Annotated in this window: 16 protein-coding genes and 1 riboswitch; of the genes, 13 read left to right on the top strand and 3 right to left on the bottom strand. The window is 67.0% G+C overall.

Annotated features, from left to right (window positions below; translation table 11 throughout):
* Positions 1 to 285 (bottom strand): IS4/Tn5 family transposase DNA-binding protein (locus JANGC3_RS0125530; RefSeq protein WP_198292108.1); only part of this gene is annotated, 285 nt, incomplete at its 3' end.
* 557 nt (positions 286 to 842) lie between these two features.
* Here JANGC3_RS0125530 and JANGC3_RS0125525 point away from each other — a divergent pair.
* The 3 genes from JANGC3_RS0125525 to JANGC3_RS0125515 all read left to right on the top strand — a co-directional run bounded on the left by JANGC3_RS0125525 (position 843) and on the right by JANGC3_RS0125515 (position 3,063).
* On the top strand, positions 843 to 2,006 hold the full coding sequence (locus JANGC3_RS0125525) for a sensor histidine kinase (RefSeq protein ID WP_017879333.1): 1,164 nt from the start codon (positions 843 to 845) through the stop codon (positions 2,004 to 2,006).
* A 134-nt stretch (positions 2,007 to 2,140) separates the two neighbouring features.
* Positions 2,141 to 2,797 (top strand): SGNH/GDSL hydrolase family protein, encoded by a 657-nt coding sequence (locus JANGC3_RS0125520; RefSeq protein ID WP_017879332.1) that lies wholly within the window; start codon positions 2,141 to 2,143, stop codon positions 2,795 to 2,797.
* Positions 2,794 to 3,063: a hypothetical protein gene (locus JANGC3_RS0125515; protein WP_017879331.1), complete on the top strand. Its 270-nt coding sequence runs from the start codon at positions 2,794 to 2,796 to the stop codon at positions 3,061 to 3,063. Before JANGC3_RS0125520 ends, JANGC3_RS0125515 begins: the two co-directional genes overlap by 4 nt.
* A 44-nt stretch (positions 3,064 to 3,107) precedes the next feature.
* Here JANGC3_RS0125515 and JANGC3_RS30995 read toward each other — a convergent pair whose 3' ends face one another.
* Positions 3,108 to 6,749: an EAL domain-containing protein gene (locus JANGC3_RS30995; RefSeq protein ID WP_051068418.1), complete on the bottom strand. Its 3,642-nt coding sequence runs from the start codon at positions 6,747 to 6,749 to the stop codon at positions 3,108 to 3,110.
* Positions 6,750 to 6,995: 246 nt separating this feature from the next.
* Positions 6,996 to 7,100: riboswitch (TPP riboswitch) on the top strand.
* Between the two features lie 77 nt (positions 7,101 to 7,177).
* Between JANGC3_RS30995 and thiC the strand changes: the two genes are divergently transcribed.
* From thiC to JANGC3_RS0125465, 9 genes are all read left to right on the top strand, one after another.
* On the top strand, positions 7,178 to 9,091 hold the full coding sequence (gene thiC / locus JANGC3_RS0125505) for a phosphomethylpyrimidine synthase ThiC (RefSeq protein WP_017879329.1): 1,914 nt from the start codon (positions 7,178 to 7,180) through the stop codon (positions 9,089 to 9,091).
* Positions 9,092 to 9,095: 4 nt separating this feature from the next.
* The gene (gene thiS, locus JANGC3_RS0125500) at positions 9,096 to 9,299 is read left to right on the top strand and encodes a sulfur carrier protein ThiS (protein WP_017879328.1); all 204 of its coding nucleotides are present in this window, start codon (positions 9,096 to 9,098) and stop codon (positions 9,297 to 9,299) included.
* Positions 9,300 to 9,357: 58 nt separating this feature from the next.
* A complete protein-coding gene (locus JANGC3_RS0125495) occupies positions 9,358 to 10,152 on the top strand; it encodes a thiazole synthase (protein WP_017879327.1) in 795 nt (264 codons plus the stop codon).
* A complete protein-coding gene (gene thiD / locus JANGC3_RS0125490; RefSeq protein ID WP_017879326.1) occupies positions 10,149 to 10,937 on the top strand; it encodes a bifunctional hydroxymethylpyrimidine kinase/phosphomethylpyrimidine kinase in 789 nt (262 codons plus the stop codon). The genes JANGC3_RS0125495 and thiD overlap by 4 nt, the downstream gene beginning before the upstream one ends.
* A 17-nt stretch (positions 10,938 to 10,954) precedes the next feature.
* Positions 10,955 to 11,578 (top strand): thiamine phosphate synthase, encoded by a 624-nt coding sequence (thiE, locus tag JANGC3_RS0125485; protein WP_017879325.1) that lies wholly within the window; start codon positions 10,955 to 10,957, stop codon positions 11,576 to 11,578.
* A gap of 60 nt (positions 11,579 to 11,638) precedes the next feature.
* Positions 11,639 to 12,271: an ANTAR domain-containing response regulator gene (locus JANGC3_RS0125480; RefSeq protein WP_026133514.1), complete on the top strand. Its 633-nt coding sequence runs from the start codon at positions 11,639 to 11,641 to the stop codon at positions 12,269 to 12,271.
* 310 nt (positions 12,272 to 12,581) lie between these two features.
* Positions 12,582 to 13,073 (top strand): hypothetical protein, encoded by a 492-nt coding sequence (locus JANGC3_RS30160; RefSeq protein WP_017879323.1) that lies wholly within the window; start codon positions 12,582 to 12,584, stop codon positions 13,071 to 13,073.
* Positions 13,074 to 13,145: 72 nt separating this feature from the next.
* On the top strand, positions 13,146 to 14,252 hold the full coding sequence (locus tag JANGC3_RS0125470) for an S-(hydroxymethyl)glutathione dehydrogenase/class III alcohol dehydrogenase (protein WP_026133513.1): 1,107 nt from the start codon (positions 13,146 to 13,148) through the stop codon (positions 14,250 to 14,252).
* Positions 14,253 to 14,390: 138 nt separating this feature from the next.
* Entirely contained in the window at positions 14,391 to 15,191 is an 801-nt protein-coding gene (locus JANGC3_RS0125465; protein WP_017879321.1) for an AraC family transcriptional regulator, read from the top strand.
* Positions 15,192 to 15,202: 11 nt separating this feature from the next.
* On the opposite strand, the gene JANGC3_RS0125460 is transcribed toward JANGC3_RS0125465, so the two are convergent.
* Positions 15,203 to 16,267 (bottom strand): threonine aldolase family protein, encoded by a 1,065-nt coding sequence (locus JANGC3_RS0125460; RefSeq protein WP_017879320.1) that lies wholly within the window; start codon positions 16,265 to 16,267, stop codon positions 15,203 to 15,205.
* A 125-nt stretch (positions 16,268 to 16,392) separates the two neighbouring features.
* On the opposite strand from JANGC3_RS0125460, the gene JANGC3_RS0125455 reads away from it, so the two are divergent.
* A complete protein-coding gene (locus tag JANGC3_RS0125455; RefSeq protein WP_017879319.1) occupies positions 16,393 to 18,699 on the top strand; it encodes a UvrD-helicase domain-containing protein in 2,307 nt (768 codons plus the stop codon).
* Positions 18,700 to 18,743 lie beyond the last annotated feature (44 nt).

Here is an 18,743-nt window from a genome sequence, read left to right as displayed (position 1 = left end):
GTCCTGCAAGCACAGCACCACCGGCAGCGCGGCCATGCGTTGCTGTGTCTGCTGCCAATGCGGCGCCATAATCGCCTGCCAGTCCACGCTGTCGTTGTCGAAGAAGCGGTAGGCCGCTATCGTCTCGCCCCAGCCTTGGCAGGCCTTCGGCACGCTCGCCGTCGGGTCAGCCGCAAATCGTTCCATCAAGATCCTCGCTCGTTTGTTCAGGCGCGCATCGCCCAAGTCGAGTTGTTCAAATTCCGTCTCGGTCCAAGGTGCTGATGCTGTCGCCAATTCGTCCACGCAAAAGACGAGAGTAAACCTGAATAATGGCAAGTTTACAAGGGGCGCGTTAGTTTATTGAATGTAAACGTGTTTTCAAACCGGCTGGGCGTTGGTCCGGACTTGTGTATAACGAGGTGAGTTTAAGAATGACAATTATGTACTGTTTTCTTGGTTTGCGAGGTGCGCGAATTGTCCCGCTAACGGTGAATATGTTGGCTGCAAATGATTTTATGCGTATAATTAAATTCATCGTAAAATCAATGGCTTGGGATTTGGAAAAATGCATTTAAAGTTTCCTGGTGACATCTAAATAGTTTGGGCGGGAGCAATTTTTATAAGAGCTCTGCGCACAATCAGTGCGCTACCGTACAGACTTGCCATGGCCTTGAGCGCGATTTATTTACGGTGGGGTGGTTGAAAATATGCGGCAATCCGCAGCGGAATAGCAAGCTCTTCATTAGCAAAGCAAGCTCTTCATTAGAAAAGCAAGTCCATCATTAAAATATACCTCATCGGTGTACTCTTGCAGTGATTGAATATGCGCGAAGGATGGGGATTTATAAGGGGCGTTTATCATGATGATGCATCATTTTCTCAACCACAATCGCCTCGAATTGATCGAGCGTTGCCGGGACAAGGTTGCTTTGCGACCCTTGCGCGGCGCGACCCGGGAGCAGCTGGAACATGGCGTGCCCTTGTTCCTGGCTCAGCTCATCGAAACCCTGCAAATCGAGCAAACCGCGGAGCCGATGCGCAGCCGCGCGATTTCCGGCCAGGCGGGCGGCGATAAGCAGTTCTTGTCGGTCATCGGCGCAACGGCGGCGCAGCACGGCCGCGAGCTGTTGGGGCTAGGATTCACGGTGGACCAAGTGGTGCACGGCTACGGCGATCTGTGCCAGTCTATCGGCGATTTGGCCGCGAAACGGAACGAGGCGTTTGACGTGGACGAATATCGTACCCTCAACCGTTGCCTGGACAACGCCATCGCCGACGCCGTGACGGCATTCTCTGGACAGCGCGATGTCGTCGCCGCCGACCAGCAGGCGCTTGCCGTCAACGAACGCCTGGGCTTTTTTGCCCACGAATTGCGCAACTATCTGAACACCGCGACGCTGGCGCTGACCGCCATCAAAACCGGCAAGGTTGGCGTTTCCGGCACGACCGGAGCGGTGCTGGACCGCAGTCTGGTGGGACTGCGCAACCTGATCGACCGCTCCCTCACCGAGGTGCGCATGAGCGCGGGCATGTCTTTGCAAAACCGCCTGTATTCGCTCGCCGACTTGATCGCCGAGCTCAGGTGCGCCGCAACGCTGGAAGCGCAGGTGCGAGGCTGCATCTTTACCGTCCCCGCGGTGGACCCGTTGCTGGCGGTGGACGCCGACCGGGATTTGCTGTTCTCGGCCGTGGGCAACCTGCTGCAATACGCGTTCAAGTTCACCTTGCCGGGAACCGAGGTGACACTGCACGCCTACGCCGAAGCGGAGCGTATCTTCATCAACGTCAAGGATCACTGCGGCGGCTTGGCGCCGCATGTCGCGGAAAACATGTTCACGCCGTTTGCGCAGGGCGAGGCGGACAAGACCGGGCTTGGGCTCGGACTGTCCATTGCCCGCCGCAGTGTCGAGGCAAACGGCGGGCGTCTTAGCGTGCGCAATCTGCCCGGCTGCGGCTGCGTCTTTACCCTCGAGTTGCCGCGCCACGCGCTGGAACCGCCCTCCACGACGGAGTCGGTAGATTGATGCGCTGCGGGCCGGCGCGTCGATTAATTAAGCTTTTGTCAATCTAGCCGTTTTCGATGTACAATTTTCCCTGATTCAAGCCATGGCCCGCTCCGGCCGCTCCGGTTCGCGCCCGTGCCAAATGGGGGACGTTGATGCAACAACACATACTGGTCTATGCCGATTCTTTGTCCTGGGGCATCGTCCCGGCGACCCGCCGGCGCCTCGACTTCGACCAGCGCTGGCCGGGCGTGATGGAAGCCGCGCTGCTGGCCGGCGCGCGCCGGGTGCGCGTGCTCGAAGACTGCCTGAACGGCCGCCGCACCGTTTGGGACGACCCGTTCAAGGCCGGGCGCAACGGCCTGGCCGGCCTGGCGCAGCGCATTGAAAGCCATTCGCCGCTGGCGCTGGTCGTACTACTGCTGGGCACCAACGACTTCCAATCCACGCACCAGAACCACGCCTGGCACGCCGCCCAGGGCATCGCCACGCTGGTCGGGGCGATCCGCGGCGCGCCGATCGAGCCGGGCATGCCGGTACCGCCGGTCTTGGTGGTGGCGCCGCCGCCGATGCGCACGCCGCGCGGGGCGCTGGCGCCCAAGTTCGCCGGCGCCGAGCAGCGCAGCGCCGGTCTGGCGGACGCCTACCGCGCAGTGTGCGCCGAACTCGGCTGCGATTTCTTCGACGCCGGCGGCGTCGTCGCGTCGAGCCCGATCGACGGCATCCACCTCGACCTGGAGCAGCACGCGGTGCTGGGACTGGCCCTGGCCGACGTCGCCGCCGCGCTGTTGGCCAACAGGGGCGGCACATGATTGAACAACAAACCGCCCAAGCCGCCCGATGCCGCTACTGGTTTCCGGCCAAGTCCTACGGCTGGGGCTGGGGCTGGCCGTCGGCCTGGCAGGGGTGGCTGGTGCTGGGCCTGTTCGCGCTCCTGCAGGGCCTGGGCATACTGTGGTTTGCGCCGGCCCGGGCTGCGCTGGCCTACCCGCTCTACGTCGCCGCGCTCGTCGCCGCGCTGCTGGCGGCGTGCTGCTTGAAGGGCGAACCGCCGCGCTGGAGTTGGGGCAAAAAATAGCCCGTTTCCGCGCGGCCAAGGTTGTCGGATGACGCCGTTCCGGCTCATTGGCGCGCGCACCAGGGCTGCGGCCGCTGGATCGCGTAGCCCTGCGCGAAGTCGACGCCGATCTCGCGCAGCGCCTCCAGCGTGGCCTCGTCTTCGACGAATTCGGCGATGGTGCGGATGCCCATCACGTGGCCGATGTGGTTGATCGATTCGACCATGGCGCGGTCGATCGGCGCCTTCACCATGTCCTTGACGAAACTGCCGTCGATCTTCAGGTAGTGCACCGGCAAATGTTTGAGGTAGGCGAACGACGACATGCCGCTGCCGAAGTCGTCGAGCGCGAACTGGCAGCCGATGGCGCGCAATTCGCGCATCAGCGCGGTCGCCTGGACCAGGTTGGCGATCGCCACCGTTTCGGTGATCTCGAAGCAGATGCTGGCCGGGTCGACCGCCGATTGCTGGAACTGGCCGCGGATGAATTGCAGGAAGTCGTCGTCGCACAGCGTCGCGCCGGACAGGTTGATGGCGTAGACGGTGCCGGCCGCCCGCTCGCCGTCGATGCTGGCGCAACCGGCCAGCGCGGTGCGCACCACCCAGCGGTCGATGCTGGGCATCAAGCCGTAGCGCTCGGCGGCCGGTATGAACGCCATCGGCGGCACGATGGCGCCGTCCTCGTCGCGCATGCGGATCAGTAGTTCGTGGTGCGGCGCCGCGCCGGCGCCCGCGTCGAGCGCGGCGATCTCTTGCGAATACAGCACGAAGCGGTTGTCCTCGAGCGCCGCGCGGATGCGCGCCACCCAGCCCATCTGGCCCTGCCGGTGGGCGAATTCGGCGTCCTCCTGGCGGTAGACCTGGACCCGGTTGCGGCCCTTTTCCTTGGCCACGTAGCAGGCCGAGTCGGCCATGCCGAGCACGTCGCCGAGGGTCATGCTGTCGTTGCTGTAGGTGACCAGGCCGATCGTCACGCCGACGGCGAAACTCTTGTCCTTCCAGACGAAGCGGAAATCGTTGACGCTGGCGCGCAACATTTCGGCGATGCGCGCGGCGGCCGGCGTCGGGCAGCTGTCGAGCAGCACGCCGAACTCGTCGCCGCCCAGCCGCGCCAGCGTGTCGGTCTGGCGCAGCTTGCCGTTCAGCACGCTCGACAACTGCCGCAGCAACTCGTCGCCGGCGACGTGGCCGCAGGTGTCGTTGACGATCTTGAACTGGTCCAGGTCGAGGTACAGCAGCGTGTGCTCCTTGTGCTGGATCTTGCCCGTTTGCAGAGACAATTCGACGCGCAGTTCGAATTCGCGCCGGTTGATCAGGCCCGTCAGCGGGTCGTGCGTGGCCTGGTGGGTCATCTCGGCGGCCATCTTGCGCGCCGCGCTGACGTCGTGGAACACCAGCACCACGCCGATCATCTCGCCCTCGCGGCCGCGGATCGGCGCGGCCGAGTCCTCGACGGCGAAGCGCTGGCCGCTGTGGCGGTGGATCAGCACGGTGTTTTCCTCCAGCCCCGCCAGTTGCCCGCTGCGCAGCACGGCCTGGACCGGGTCGTGCGCCGGCTCCTGGGTGCGCTCGTCGATGATTTTGAACACCTCGGGCAGCGGGCGCCCGAGCGCCTCCTCGTCGGGCCAGCCGGTCATGCGCTCGGCCACCGGATTGAGGTAGGTGACCAGGCCGGCGGTGTCGGTGGTGATGACGGCGTCGCCGATCGAGTTCAGCGTCACGTGCAGCCGCTCCTTCTCGGCGAACAGCGCCTGCTCGGCGCGCTTGCGCGCCGTGATGTCGCGCACGATGCCGACGAACTGGCGCTGGCCGCCGACGCGCATGTCGTTGATGCTCAATTCCAGCGGGAACACCGCGCCGCCGGCGCGCAAGCCCGGCAACTCGACGCTTTGGCGCCCGACCACGCGCGCCGCGCCGCCCTGCAAATAGCGGCGCATGCCGCCGTCGTGCGGCGCGTGCATGTCGGACGGCATCAGCATCTTGATGTTGCGACCGAGCACGTCGGCGGCGGCGTAGCCGAATATCCTGCTGGCGGCCGGGTTGAACGATTGAATCGCGCCGTCCTCGTCTATCGTCAGGATGCCCTCGTCCACGCTGCCCAGCAGGGTGGCGATCTGCTGCTCCTTGTCGGCCGCCGCCGCCTCCGACCTGAGCAGGCGCAGCGCCAGCGGCTTCAACTGCGAGCGCAGCAAGGCGGCCCCCAGCGCGACCAGCGCCGTCAGCCACATCAGCAGCGACCTGAGCTGGTCGCGGATCACCGCGTACAACTCGACCGTGTCCTGCTTGAGAACCATCCCCAGGCCGGGCGCCAGCAGGCCGTAGGCCGCCACCACGTTCTTGCCGCGGTAGTCCAGCGTATTGACCACCCCGGCCGCGCCGCCGAGCGCCCGCGACATCGCCAGCGGTTGGCCGTACGTGCTGAAACGGCTGGGGCGATACAGCACGGGGTTGCGCGATTGGGGCAGGCACAGCAGGTTTTTGCCGGCGCCGACGCAGATGCCGGTTTCGCCGGTGGCGCCAAATTCGCCGACGTCGGTCAATTGCGCGTACAGCGCGTCGAGCGAGCGCTCGAGCACCAGCGTGCCGAGCGCGCCGGCGTCGTCGACGACGCGCAACGTCGTCCTTAACCACAAGCCGTCGGCCCACAACAGCACATTGGCGCCGCCGCCGGGTAGCGCGGCGGCGAAGGGCGACGAGGCGGCGAAGCGGCCGGTCCGCAACAGCTCGGCGCCGGCCTGGTCGTACAGTAGCGCGCCGCGGAAGCCCGACGCCAACAAGCTCTTGCCGATCGCCTCCAGGTCCGCGGCGGCGTCGGCGTTGGCCGGGTCGCGTCCGAGGCGGCGCGTGGCGTCGATCAGGCCGGGACGCCTGGCGGCGGCGGCGGCGCTTTCCAGCGCTTGCGCGATCGAGGTGCGAAACAGCAACAGGCGGTTGTCGAAATTCGAGGACAGGCGTTGCCGCAGGGTCTTTTCCAGCACCGCCTGTTGCGACACGAAGCCGATCAGCCCGGCGGTCATGGCCAGCACCACCAGGATCGAGCAGCCCATGAAGACGATTTTTTCATCTTCCTTGAAATGGCTGCGCGAGCGGTACCAGTCGGCCTTGTTCCAGCCCAGCCAGAGGGCCGAGCCCGCCAACATCATGCCGACGGCCGTGTGGATGGCCATCCGCGCCGAGCTGGCCCAGCCGTACAACAGGTCCGGCGCCAACGCGTACCCCACCAGGCCCGTCAAGCCCAGGGCCAGTACGCACACGGTCAGCACCTGGGTCGCCACGGCCCGCCGCTTGTTGCTCACGCGCGACATCAGCGCCAGCGCGGCGCCGATCGCCATGAAGGACAGCGCGGTGTTCGGCGCCATGCGCCCGGGACGCACATTGCCGTCGCCGATCCACAGGTGCAGCGAGGGCAGGTCGATGCCGAAGCTGACGTCGAACAGCATTTCCGCGAACGACAGCGCGCCCACCGCGAGCAGCAGCGCGCCGACGCCGTCCTGCAGCGCCGCCAGGGGTTTGCGCGTGACGCCCGGCAGGACGATGGCCGCGCCGACGCCGACAAAACACAGGGCGGTATTGAACACCATCGGCACGAAGCCGGGGCTGAAGCGCACCATCAGCGGATACTTCAGCAACCATCCCAGCAGCACCGTGGCGCCCAGCGCCAACAGGGCCGCGCCGATCAGGGTTCTGGGTGTGTCAGCTTGGCTCATGTGTGCGGGACTCTCATTGCGACGGCGTTGCGCGGACCCGGCGTCGACAAAACGCCGGGCGTTGCCGGAAGCTTATAACAAGACTTACCCGCCACCAAGCCATATTACTCAAGGAAATCATCAATCTTGTGCCCGGCGGCAACACACGCCGCGGCCCGCGCCATATGCCGCCGCCGCGCGGCACATGTGTTTCAAATGATGTCGGCGCGCGCCGGGAACGCGTATAATTGTCTTGCTGCCGAAAGGCGGCAACGCTAGGGGTCCTGCGCGTCGATGGCGATGCGCGGGTGAGAAATACCCTCCGAACCTGATCTGGATAATGCCAGCGAAGGGAAGCTTTAGGAAGCGCCGGCCACCGGCGTCGCCGAACCTCCTTAGCTGGCTCCAGGCTGCATTTTTAGCCCTACACGCCAAGCCAAGGAGCCACATTGAACGCCAATCCGACATTCCTCTCCGCCACCGCGACGGTCGACCAGGCCGCGATCGCGCCGCTGCCCAATTCGCGCAAGATTTACGTCGAGGGCAGCCGCCCCGACATCCGCGTGCCGATGCGCGAAATCAGCCAGTCCGACACCGAAGCCTCGTTCGGCGGCGAAAAGAACCCGCCGATCTACGTCTACGACACCTCCGGCCCGTACACCGACCCGGACGCCGTCATCGACATCCGCTCCGGCCTGGCCGCGCCGCGCCTGCCGTGGATCGTCGAGCGCGGCGACACCGAGGAGCTGGCCGGGCCGAGTTCGGACTACGGCATCGAACGCCTGGCCGACCCGAAGCTGGCCGAGCTGCGCTTCAACCTGCAGCGCAAGCCGCGCCGCGCGCTGGCCGGCGCCAACGTCACGCAGATGCACTACGCCCGCCGCGGCATCGTCACGCCGGAGATGGAGTACGTCGCCATCCGCGAAAACATGCGCCGCCGCGAATACCTGGAGGAGCTGAAGGGGTCCGGTCCGATGGGCCAGCGCCTGGCCGACCTGATGGGCCGCCAGCATCCGGGCCAGTCCTTCGGCGCGGCCATCCCGGCCGAGATCACGCCCGAGTTCGTGCGCGAGGAAATCGCCCGCGGCCGCGCCATCATCCCGGCCAACATCAACCACCCCGAAGTCGAGCCGATGATCATCGGCCGCAATTTCCTGGTCAAAATCAACGCCAACATCGGCAACTCCGCCGTCACCTCGTCGATCGGCGAGGAAGTCGAGAAGATGACCTGGGCCATCCGCTGGGGCGGCGACAACGTCATGGACCTGTCGACCGGCAAGCATATCCACGAGACGCGCGAATGGATCGTGCGCAACAGCCCGGTGCCGATCGGCACGGTGCCGATCTACCAGGCGCTGGAAAAGGTCAACGGCAAGGCCGAGGACCTGACCTGGGAGATTTTCCGCGACACGCTGATCGAGCAGGCCGAGCAGGGCGTCGACTACTTCACCATCCACGCCGGCGTGCTGCTGCGCTACGTGCCGATGACGGCCAAGCGCCTCACCGGCATCGTCTCGCGCGGCGGCTCGATCATGGCCAAGTGGTGCCTGGCGCACCACCAGGAGTCGTTCCTGTATACGCATTTCGAGGAAATCTGCGAAATCATGAAGGCCTACGACGTCTCGTTCAGCCTCGGCGACGGCCTGCGCCCCGGCTCGATCTACGACGCCAACGACGAAGCCCAGCTGGGCGAGCTGAAGACCCTGGGCGAGTTGACCCAGGTGGCCTGGAAGCACGACGTGCAGGTGATGATCGAGGGCCCCGGCCACGTGCCGATGCACCTGATCAAGGAAAACATGGACTTGCAGCTGGAGCAGTGCGGCGAGGCGCCGTTCTACACGCTGGGGCCGCTGACCACCGACATCGCGCCCGGTTACGACCATATCACCTCGGGCATCGGCGCGGCGATGATCGGCTGGTACGGCACCGCCATGCTGTGCTACGTCACGCCGAAGGAGCATCTGGGCTTGCCGAACAAGGCCGACGTCAAGGACGGCATCATCACGTACAAGATCGCGGCGCACGCGGCCGACCTGGCCAAGGGCCACCCGGGCGCGCAAATCCGCGACAACGCGCTGTCGAAGGCGCGCTTCGAGTTCCGCTGGGACGACCAGTTCAACATCGGCCTGGACCCGGACAAGGCGCGCGAGTTCCACGACGAGACGCTGCCCAAGGATTCGGCCAAGGTCGCGCATTTCTGCTCGATGTGCGGGCCGCATTTCTGCTCGATGAAGATCACCCAGGAGGTGCGCGAGTACGCCGCCAAGATGGGCGTCTCCGAGGTCGCCGCGCTGAAGCAGGGCATGCAGGTGAAGGCCATCGAGTTCGTCAAGAACGGCGCCGAACTGTATCGGAAGGTCTGAGGCCATGGTCGCGATTTTGCTCAACGGCGCGGCCCGCGAGGTGCCGCCGCAGCACACGCTGCACGACCTGATCGAGGCGCTCGAACTGGGCGGCCAGGCGCTGGCGCTGGCCGTCAACCGCGCCGTGGTGCCGCGCCAGCGCTGGCGCGAGCAGGTGCTGCGGGAGCGCGACCAGGTCGACATCGTGCGCGCCATCGGCGGCGGTTGAACGCCGGCGCGCACCGGCCGTACGTGAACGCAGCCTATCCACCCCAAGGGAAACGATTATGACTACCACTGACAACACCGACCTGCTGACCATCGCCGGCCAAACCTTTTCGTCGCGCCTGCTGGTGGGCAGCGGCAAGTACCGCGACCTGGCGCAAACGCGCGAGGCCACCGACGCCGCCGGCGCCGAGATCATCACGGTGGCGATCCGCCGCGTCAACATCGGCCAGGACCCGAAGGCGCCCAGCCTGCTGGACGTGCTGCCGCCGTCGCAGTATACGATTTTGCCGAACACGGCCGGCTGCTACAACGCCAAGGACGCCGTCTACACGCTGCAAATGGCGCGCGAGCTGCTGGGCGGGCGCAAGCTGGTCAAGCTGGAGGTGCTGGGCGACGAAAAGACGCTGTTCCCGCACATGCCGGAAACCCTGGTCGCCGCCGAGGCGCTGGTCAAGGACGGCTTCGACGTGATGGTGTATTGCAGCGACGACCCGATCCAGGCCAAGATCCTCGAGCAGATCGGCTGCGTCGCGGTGATGCCGCTGGCCTCGCTGATCGGCTCCGGCATGGGCATCCTGAACCCGTGGAACCTGTCCTTGATCATCGAGCAGGCCACGGTGCCGGTGCTGGTCGACGCCGGCGTCGGCACCGCGTCGGACGCCGCCATCGCCATGGAGCTCGGCTGCGACGGCGTGCTGATGAACACGGCGATCGCCGGCGCGCGCGACCCGGTGCGCATGGCGCGGGCGATGCGCCTGGCGGTGCAGGCCGGGCGCGAAGCCTTCCTGGCCGGGCGCATGCCCAAGCGCTTCGCCGCCGCGCCGTCGTCGCCGATGGCGGGACGCCTGGCATGACGCCGGCGCCGGTGCTGGTGTTCGCCGGCATCGACCCGTCCGGCGGCGCCGGCATCGCCGCCGACATCCTGGCCATCGCGGCCCAGGGCGGCCACGCGCTGCCGGTGGCCACCGCGTTGACGGTGCAAGACAACGACCGCGTGTTCGGCGTGCTGCCGGTCGACCCCGGCGTGGTGCGGCGCCAGGCCCAGGCGTTGATCGACAAGATCCGCGTGCGCGCCGTCAAAATCGGCATCCCCGGCAGCGCCGCCAACGGCCAGGCCATCGCCGAGTTGATCGCGCTGCTGCGCGAGCGCGATCCGCGGCTGCCGGTGGTGCTCGACCCGGTGCTGGCCAGCGGCAACGGCGACGCGCTCTCGCGCGACGACGCGGTGCGGGCGCTGGCGCCGCTGCTGCCGCTGGTGACGCTGATCGTGCCGAACCTGCCGGAGGCGGCGCGAGTGAGCGGCCTGGCCGGCGCCGCCGACGCCGACCTGGCGGCGCAGGCGGCGACGCTGCGCGCGCGCGGCTGCGGCCACGTGCTGATCACCGGCGGCCACGCCGGCGGCGCGCTGGTGCGCAACCGCTGGTTCGGCCCCGACGGCGAGCGCGACTGGCATTTCCAGCGCCTGCCGGGCGCCTTCCACGGCAGCGGCTGCACCTTGGCCAGCGCCATCGCGGCGCTGCTGGCGCGCGGCCAGGGCATGGCCGAGGCGCTGGACGGCGCGCAAACCTACTGCCACCGGACGCTGGCGAGCGCCTATCCGATCGCGCCGGGGCAGTTGATGCCGCGGCGCTTCTGCTGACAACCAAAGGAAACACCATGCGTGGACTTTATCTGGTCACCCCGAACTGGGACGACACCGACAAGCTGCTTGACGTCACCGAACAGGCGCTGGCCGCCGGCGTCGCGCTGCTGCAATACCGCCACAAGAACGCCGACGCGGCGCTGCGCCGGGAGCAGGCCGCGGCCCTGCTGGCGCTGTGCCGCAAATACGCCTGTCCCCTGGTGATCAACGACTTCGTCGAACTGTGCCAGAGCCTGGACGCCGACGGCGTCCACGTCGGCGGCACCGACGCCTCGGTGGCGCAGGCGCGCGCCGCGCTCGGGCCGGGCAAAATCGTCGGCGCCTCCTGCTACGGCGACATGGCGCTGGCGCGCGCGGCGGCGGCGCAGGGCGCCAGTTACGTCGCCTTCGGCGGCTTCTACCCCTCGCTGGTGAAGCAATACCCGGTGACGACGGCGCCCGACATCGTGCTGCGGGCCAAGGCCGAGATCGCGCTGCCCTGCGTCGTCATCGGCGGCATGACGCCGGCCAACGCGGCGCCGCTGGCCGGGCGCGGCGCCGACATGGTCGCCGCCATCAGCAGCGTCTACCTCGCGGCGGACGTGGCGGCGGCGGTGGACGAATTTAATCTGTTGTTGGCGGCGCCGCGGCGCGGCTAAGCGTGCGCACCGGCGGGATCGGCTTATAATACCTCGTCGACACTGTCCTAAGCCCCTGCCATGACCCTTCCTAGCGCCATCAAACGACTGATTATAATTGTCGATGACGATCAATTGCTGTTGGAGTTCCTCGGCGAAGTGCTGCGCCACGCCGGCTACGAGACCATGCTGGCCTCGTCGGCCGAGGAGGCGTTGCGGCAGATCGCCGTGCGCGAGCCGGACTTGGCCCTGCTCGACATCCACATGCCCGGCATGTCCGGCCTGGACCTGGCCAAGCGCCTGCACGCCGACACCGCGGTGCCGTTCATGTTCCTCTCGGGCAGCGGCGACAGCGACTCGGGCAAGCAGGCCGCCGCCTACGGCGCGGTCGGCTACGTCGTCAAACCGGTCGACGAGGCGCGCCTGATGCCGGCCTTCGAGGCCGGCCTGGCGCGCGCCGACGAGATCCGCCAGCTGCGGCGCACCGAGCTGAACCTGAACTCGGCGCTGGCCGCCGGGCGCGAGACCAGCCTGGCCGTCGGCCTGTTGATGGGCAAGTTCCAAACCGACCGCAACACCGCCTTCGAGGTGCTGCGCGACCACGCCCGTTCGAGCCGGCGCAAAATCAACGAGATCGCCAACCAGTTGCTGGCCGCCGAGGAAACCTTGAACAGCCTGCACGGCGCGTTCAGCGCCCGCCACAAATCGAAATAGCGCGGAAACCACGCAACGGCGAAGGCCGGGGTCCGACCCCGGGTTGACGCCCTGGTGCCGGTTTGAACTTGACGCAAGCGATTCTAATTGCTTTGCGGAAAAAATGATGTAGACTGACTGTGTCGCGGCCTAAGCCCCAACCCGCCTTGCGCGCATTGCGACATGCCCTATCCCGGCCGCCTTCCCCTCGCGGCCGCGCCATATTCCTCGGCCCAGCTCCGCCGTCCAGCATTGTGATGCAGCAGCTTGCGCGTCGCCGGCCACAACGGTCGCCGCGCCCGGGTTGGCGCGCAGACAGGGGAGTTCGCACATGACCACCACCACCACCATAGCCGCGCCGTTGACCGAAACCTGCGCCACCGCGGCGCGCGCGCCCCTGTCCGCCGTGGCGCCGGCCGCCGCCGCGCAACCGCGCGTGCTGCACATCGACGCCGACGCCGACGCCGCGCTGCTGCTGGCCGCGCTGCTGATGCCGGAGGCGCGGGTGACGCACGCGCCGACGCTGGCCGCCGCCACCGCCGCGATCCGCCTGGCCGACTACAGCCTGGTGGTGCTGGACCCGGACCTGCCGGACGGCGACGGCGCGGCCCTGCTCGACGTGCTGCAATGCGCGGCCACGCCGCCGGCGCTGCTGTTGTACGCGGCGCGCGACAGTATCTGGCGCGGCGCCGCCGACGCCGCGCTGCTCAAGCCGGCGACGTCGATGCGCCAGTTGGCGCGCGCGCTGACGCAATTGCTGGCCGGCGAGCGCGGTTGCGACGCCGCGCACGCGAGCGCTGTATCCACGCCGGCCGGCTCTTGATATGATGTGCGGGGCCGGCGCCTGCGTTGACAGGCCGGTCGGTCCGGCAACCCCATATCACAGGATAAAAACATGAAAACCAGAGCAGCCATCGCTTGGAAGGCGGGACAGCCGCTGACGATTGAAGAAGTCGAGTTGGGCGGCCCCCGCGAGGGCGAGGTGCTGGTCGAAATCAAGGCCACCGGCATCTGCCATACCGATTACTACACGCTGTCGGGCGCCGATCCGGAGGGCATCTTCCCGTCCATCCTCGGCCACGAGGGCGCCGGCGTCGTCGTCGACGTCGGCGCGGGCGTGAAAAGCCTGAAAAAAGACGACCACGTGATTCCGCTGTACACGCCGGAATGCCGCCAGTGCAAATTCTGCCTGTCGCAGAAAACCAATCTGTGCCAGTCGATCCGCTCGACCCAGGGCCGCGGCCTGATGCCGGACGCCACCTCGCGCTTCTCGATCGACGGCAAGCCGATCTTCCACTACATGGGCACGTCGACGTTCTCCAACTACATCGTGGTGCCGGAAATCGCGCTGGCGAAGATCCGCGAAGACGCGCCGTTCGACAAGGTGTGCTACATCGGCTGCGGCGTCACCACCGGCGTCGGCGCGGTGCTGTTTACCGCCAAAGTCGAGGCGGGCGCCAACGTGGTCGTGTTCGGCCTGGGCGGCATCGGCCTGAACGTGATCCAGGCCGCCAAAATGGTCGGCGCCGACAAGATCATCGGCGTCGACATCAACCCGGCGCGCCAGGCCATGGCGCGCAAGTTCGGCATGACCCACTTCGTCAACCCGAAAGAGGTCGAGAACGTCGTCGACAGCATCGTCCAGATCACCGACGGCGGCGCCGACTACAGCTTCGAGTGCATCGGCAACACCACCACCATGCGCCAGGCGCTGGAGTGCTGCCACAAGGGCTGGGGCCAGTCGATCGTCATCGGCGTCGCGGCGGCCGGCGAGGAAATCTCGACCCGGCCGTTCCAGCTGGTGACGGGGCGGGTGTGGAAGGGTTCGGCCTTCGGCGGCGCGCGCGGGCGCACCGACGTGCCGAAGATCGTCGACTGGTATATGGAGGGCAAGCTGAATATCGACGACCTGATTACCCACAGCTTGCCGCTGGAACGCATCAACGAAGGCTTTGATTTGATGAAGAGCGGCGAGTCGATCCGCTCGGTAGTGATCTACTAATAATAAAAACCAGTTGCGGCGCAGCGGGCCTGGCCCGCCGCGCCGCTTTTTTTTTTGCCGGTTCGCCGCGCAATAAAATACAAGACAGCCGCGCCGGCGCTGCTAGACTGGGGTTTTTGACGCGCACGGGAGGCGCCCATGGACGATACGGTCCGGTATCACCGGGTGGCCCAGACCCCGGGCCTGATCCTTAGCGAGGGCAGGTACCGCGAGCAGGCGTTCGAGCGCCATTACCACCTCGACTACCACATCGGCCTGCTCTGCGACGGCCTGCAGCGCCAGGAGTCGGGCGGGCGCCGCGTGCTGCTGGGGCCGGGCGCGATCTCGGTGATGCCGCCCGGTGAAATGCACGACGGCAGCGGCGAAGGCGACGCCGCCTTCACGCTGCGCACCTTCCGCGTCGAGCCGGCGCTGCTGCACGGCCTGGCCGGCGAGTTGGCCGGCGGCGGCCGCGCGCCGCAACTGGCGCCGCGCAGCATCGCCGAGCCGCGCTTGTTCCGCCAGTTGCTGACCCTGCACCAGGAGTTGCAGCACGGCGTGGATATCCTCGCGCAGGAGCAGCGCTGGCTCGATGTGCTCGGGCATTTGCTGCAGCCCGGCGCGGCCCAGGGCGATGGCGGCGGATCGTGCTTTTCGATGCGCGACTGGCAACGCCTCAGCGACTATTGCCACGCCCATTACGCGAGCAAGATCAGCATCGACCAGTTGGCGCGGTTGTGCGAACTGGGGCGTTTCCAGTTTTTACGCCGCTTCAAGAACACGGTGGGCATGACGCCGCACGCCTGGCTGACCCGGCTGCGGCTGGAGCGCGCCTGCGCCGCGCTGCGCCGGGGCGGCCGCCTGGTGGCCGACGTCGCGCAGGAAAGCGGCTTCTACGACCAGAGCCACTTCAACCGCGCCTTCCGCCTGGCCTACGGCGTGCCGCCTTCGCGGTATTGAGAGGGGGGGCGCTAGTCGAGCAGTCGGCGCGCCGTCTCCAGCAGGTGGTCGACGTCGTCCGCGCTGGTACAAAACGAGGTGACCAGGCGCACCACGCCGGCGCCCCAGCGCGAGTGGTAAAAGCTGAATCCGCGCGCCTGCAGGGCGTCGATGAGCGCCGCCGGCATCGCGCAAAAGACGATGTTGGCCTGCACCGGCCCCGGCAGCGTCACGCCCGGCAACTGGCGCAAACCCTGTGCCAGCCGCGCCGCCATGGCGTTGGCGTGGCGCGCGTTGTGCAGCCACAGGTCGTCGGCCAGGTAGGCCTCCATCTGCGCCGACAGCAAGCTCATCTTCGACAGCAAATGGCCGCCGCGCTTGCGCCGGTAAGCCATTTGCTCGCCCAGCAAGGGGTCGAACAGGACGATCGCCTCGGCCGCCAGCGCGCCGTTCTTGGTGGCGCCGAAGGACAGCGCGTCGACGCCGGCCTGCCAGGTCAGTTGCGCCGGCGTGCAGTCCAGCGCCACCAGCGCGTTGGCGAAGCGGGCGCCGTCCATGTGCAGGCGCAGGCCGTTGGCGCGGCACAGCGCGCCGATCTCGGCCACCTGGGCAACGCTGTAGATGCTGCCGAGCTCGGTCGCCTGGGAAATGCTGACGCAGGCCGGCTGGGTCGAATGGACGTCGCCGACCTTGCGGGCGGCGGCCGGCGCGAGCTGGCGCGGATCGATGCGGGCGGCCGCGCCGCCCAGCGGCACCAGCTTGGCGCCGCTGTAGAACTCGGGCGCGCCGCATTCGTCGTTGTTGATGTGGCTGTCGGCGTGGCACAGCACGTTGCCCCAGGGCGGCGTCAGCGCGGCCAGCGCCAAGGCGTTCGCGGCCGAGCCGGTCGGCACCAGGAAGACGCTGGTCTGCGTGTCGAACAGCTCCGAGAAGCGCTGCTCGACGCGGCGGGTGCGGGCGTCGTTGCCGTAGGGCTGGGCCGGGCCGGCGCCGCAGTCGGCGATGGCGGCCATGACGGCGGCGGCGGCGCCGGCGGTATTGTCGCTGGTGAAGCTCAGATTCGGCGCCCGGCGCCCGTTCGGATGGTTCTGCTGCATGGGATTGCCTGTCGCGGTGGTGGATCGGGGTGCCACTGTCGCATCCGCCGCCGCCGCTGCCTTGTAAAAAAGTGCGGGGCGCGGACGGCGCCAAATCCGCCGGCCCATCCCGGTATAATCACGGCATGCAAAAACTTCTTCACAACCTCAATCCCGAACAACTGGCCGCCGTCACCCTGCCAGCCCAGAACGCCTTGATCTTGGCCGGCGCCGGCTCCGGTAAAACGCGCGTGCTGACCACCCGCATCGCGTGGCTGATCCAGACCGGGCAGGTGTCGCCGGCCGGCGTTCTGGCCGTGACCTTCACCAACAAGGCCGCCAAGGAAATGATGACGCGGTTGTCGGCGATGTTGCCGATTAACACGCGCGGCATGTGGATCGGTACCTTCCACGGCCTGTGCAACCGCCTGCTGCGCACCCACCACCGCGACGCCGCCTTGCCGCAGACCTTCCAGATCCTCGACTCGCAGGACCAGTTGTCGGTGATTAAGCGCTTGTTGAAGGCGAACAACGTCGACGACGAGAAGTTCCCGCCGAAGACCTTGATGTATTTCATCAACAACGCGAAGGACCAGGGCTTGCGCGCCGACAAGGTCGACGCCTACGACGCCAACGAGCGCAAGCTGGTCGAGCTGTACCAAATGTACGACGACCAGTGCCAGCGCGAGGGCGTGGTCGACTTCGCCGAACTGTTGCTGCGCACCTACGAGCTGCTGTGCCGCAACCAGCCGCTACGCGAGCATTACCAGGCGCGCTTCCGCCACATCCTGGTCGACGAGTTCCAGGATACCAATAATTTGCAGTACAACTGGCTCAAGCTGCTGGCCGGGCACGGCGGCCGCGACGGCGGCGCGCTGTTCGCCGTCGGCGACGACGACCAGAGCATCTACGCCTTCCGCGGCGCCAACGTCGGCAACATGACTTCCTTCGAGCACGAGTTCCAGGTCAAGAACATGATCAAGCTGGAGCAGAACTACCGCTCGCACGGGCACATCCTCGACAGCGCCAACATGCTCATCGCCAACAACAGCAAGCGCCTGGGCAAGAACCTGCGCACCGACGCCGGCCACGGCGAGCCGGTGCGGGTGTACGAGGCCAGCTCCGACCTGCAAGAGGCGCAGTGGATCATCGAGGAATCGAAGAACCTGATCGCCGAGGGCGCCTCGCGCAGCGAGATCGCGGTGCTGTACCGCTCGAACGCGCAGTCGCGGGTGATCGAGCACGCGTTGTTCTCGGCCGGCATCGCCTACCACGTGTACGGCGGCCAGCGCTACTTCCAGCGCGCCGAGGTCAAGCACGTGATCGCCTACCTGCAACTGATGGACAATCCGCACAACGACTCGGCCTTCCTGCGGGTGGTCAACTTCCCCACGCGCGGCATCGGCATGCGTTCGATCGAGGCCTTGCAGGCCGCCTCCGGGCAGTACGGCATTTCCCTGTACGCGGCCGTGCCTTACGTGGCCGGCAAGGCCGGCTCGTCGCTGGCCGGCTTCGTCAAGCTGGTCGAGGGCGTGCGCTTTGAAACCCAGCAACTGGCGCTGCCGGAAATGGTGCGCGTGGTGCTGGAGGCCAGCACCTTGCTGCGCCATTACCAGAACGAGAAGGAGGGCGCCGACCGCATCGAGAACCTGGAGCAGATGGTCAACGCCGCCACCCAGTTCGTTTCCGAAGAGGGCTTCGGCCAGGGCGCGCCGGCGTACCTGGGGCCGGCGGCCCAGGCGCAGTCCGGCGTGCCGGTCACGCTGCGGGACGACATCGAGATCGTCGACGCCGACGCGCCGCTGCCGGCGGTGATGTCGCCGCTGTCGGCGTTCCTGTCGCACGCCTCGCTGGAGGCCGGCGACAACCAGGCCCAGGCCGGCCAGGACGCCTTGCAGATGATGACGGTGCACTCGGCCAAGGGGCTGGAGTTCGACAACGTCTTTATCACCGGGCTGGAGGAGGGCTTGTTCCCGCACGAAAGCAGTTCGAAGGAGGACGGCGGCGTCGAGGAGGAGCGGCGCCTGATGTACGTGGCGATCACGCGCGCGCGCCAGCGCCTGTACATGAGTTTTTCGCAGACGCGCATGCTGCACGGCCAGACCCGCTACAACATGAAGTCGCGCTTTTTCGACGAGTTGCCGGAGGAGTCGCTGAAGTGGTTGTCGCCGAAGGTGCAGGCGAACTGGTTCGGCAACAAGAAATCGGCCTGGGACACCGCGCCGATGAGCAGCGCCGGCTCCGACAACGCGATCGCGCAAAAGATCGCGCACAAGGCCAGCGGGCCGGGCTGGCGCATCGGCGAGTCCGTGGCGCACGGCAAGTTCGGCGAGGGCGTCATCGTCAACATCGAGGGCGGCGGCAGCAACGCCCGTGCCCAGATCAACTTCGGGCAATATGGCATGAAAGTGCTCGACTTGAGCATCGCCAAGCTGGAGCGTTTGGGCAGGTAAGCGCCAGGCGGCGCCGACCCGGGGGGCGGACCTGAAGGTCGGCC

The sequence above is a fragment of the Janthinobacterium sp. CG3 genome, from assembly GCF_000344615.1.
Classification (GTDB): Bacteria; Pseudomonadota; Gammaproteobacteria; order Burkholderiales; family Burkholderiaceae_D; genus Janthinobacterium.
This window is presented reverse-complemented; position numbering and strand designations above follow the sequence as displayed.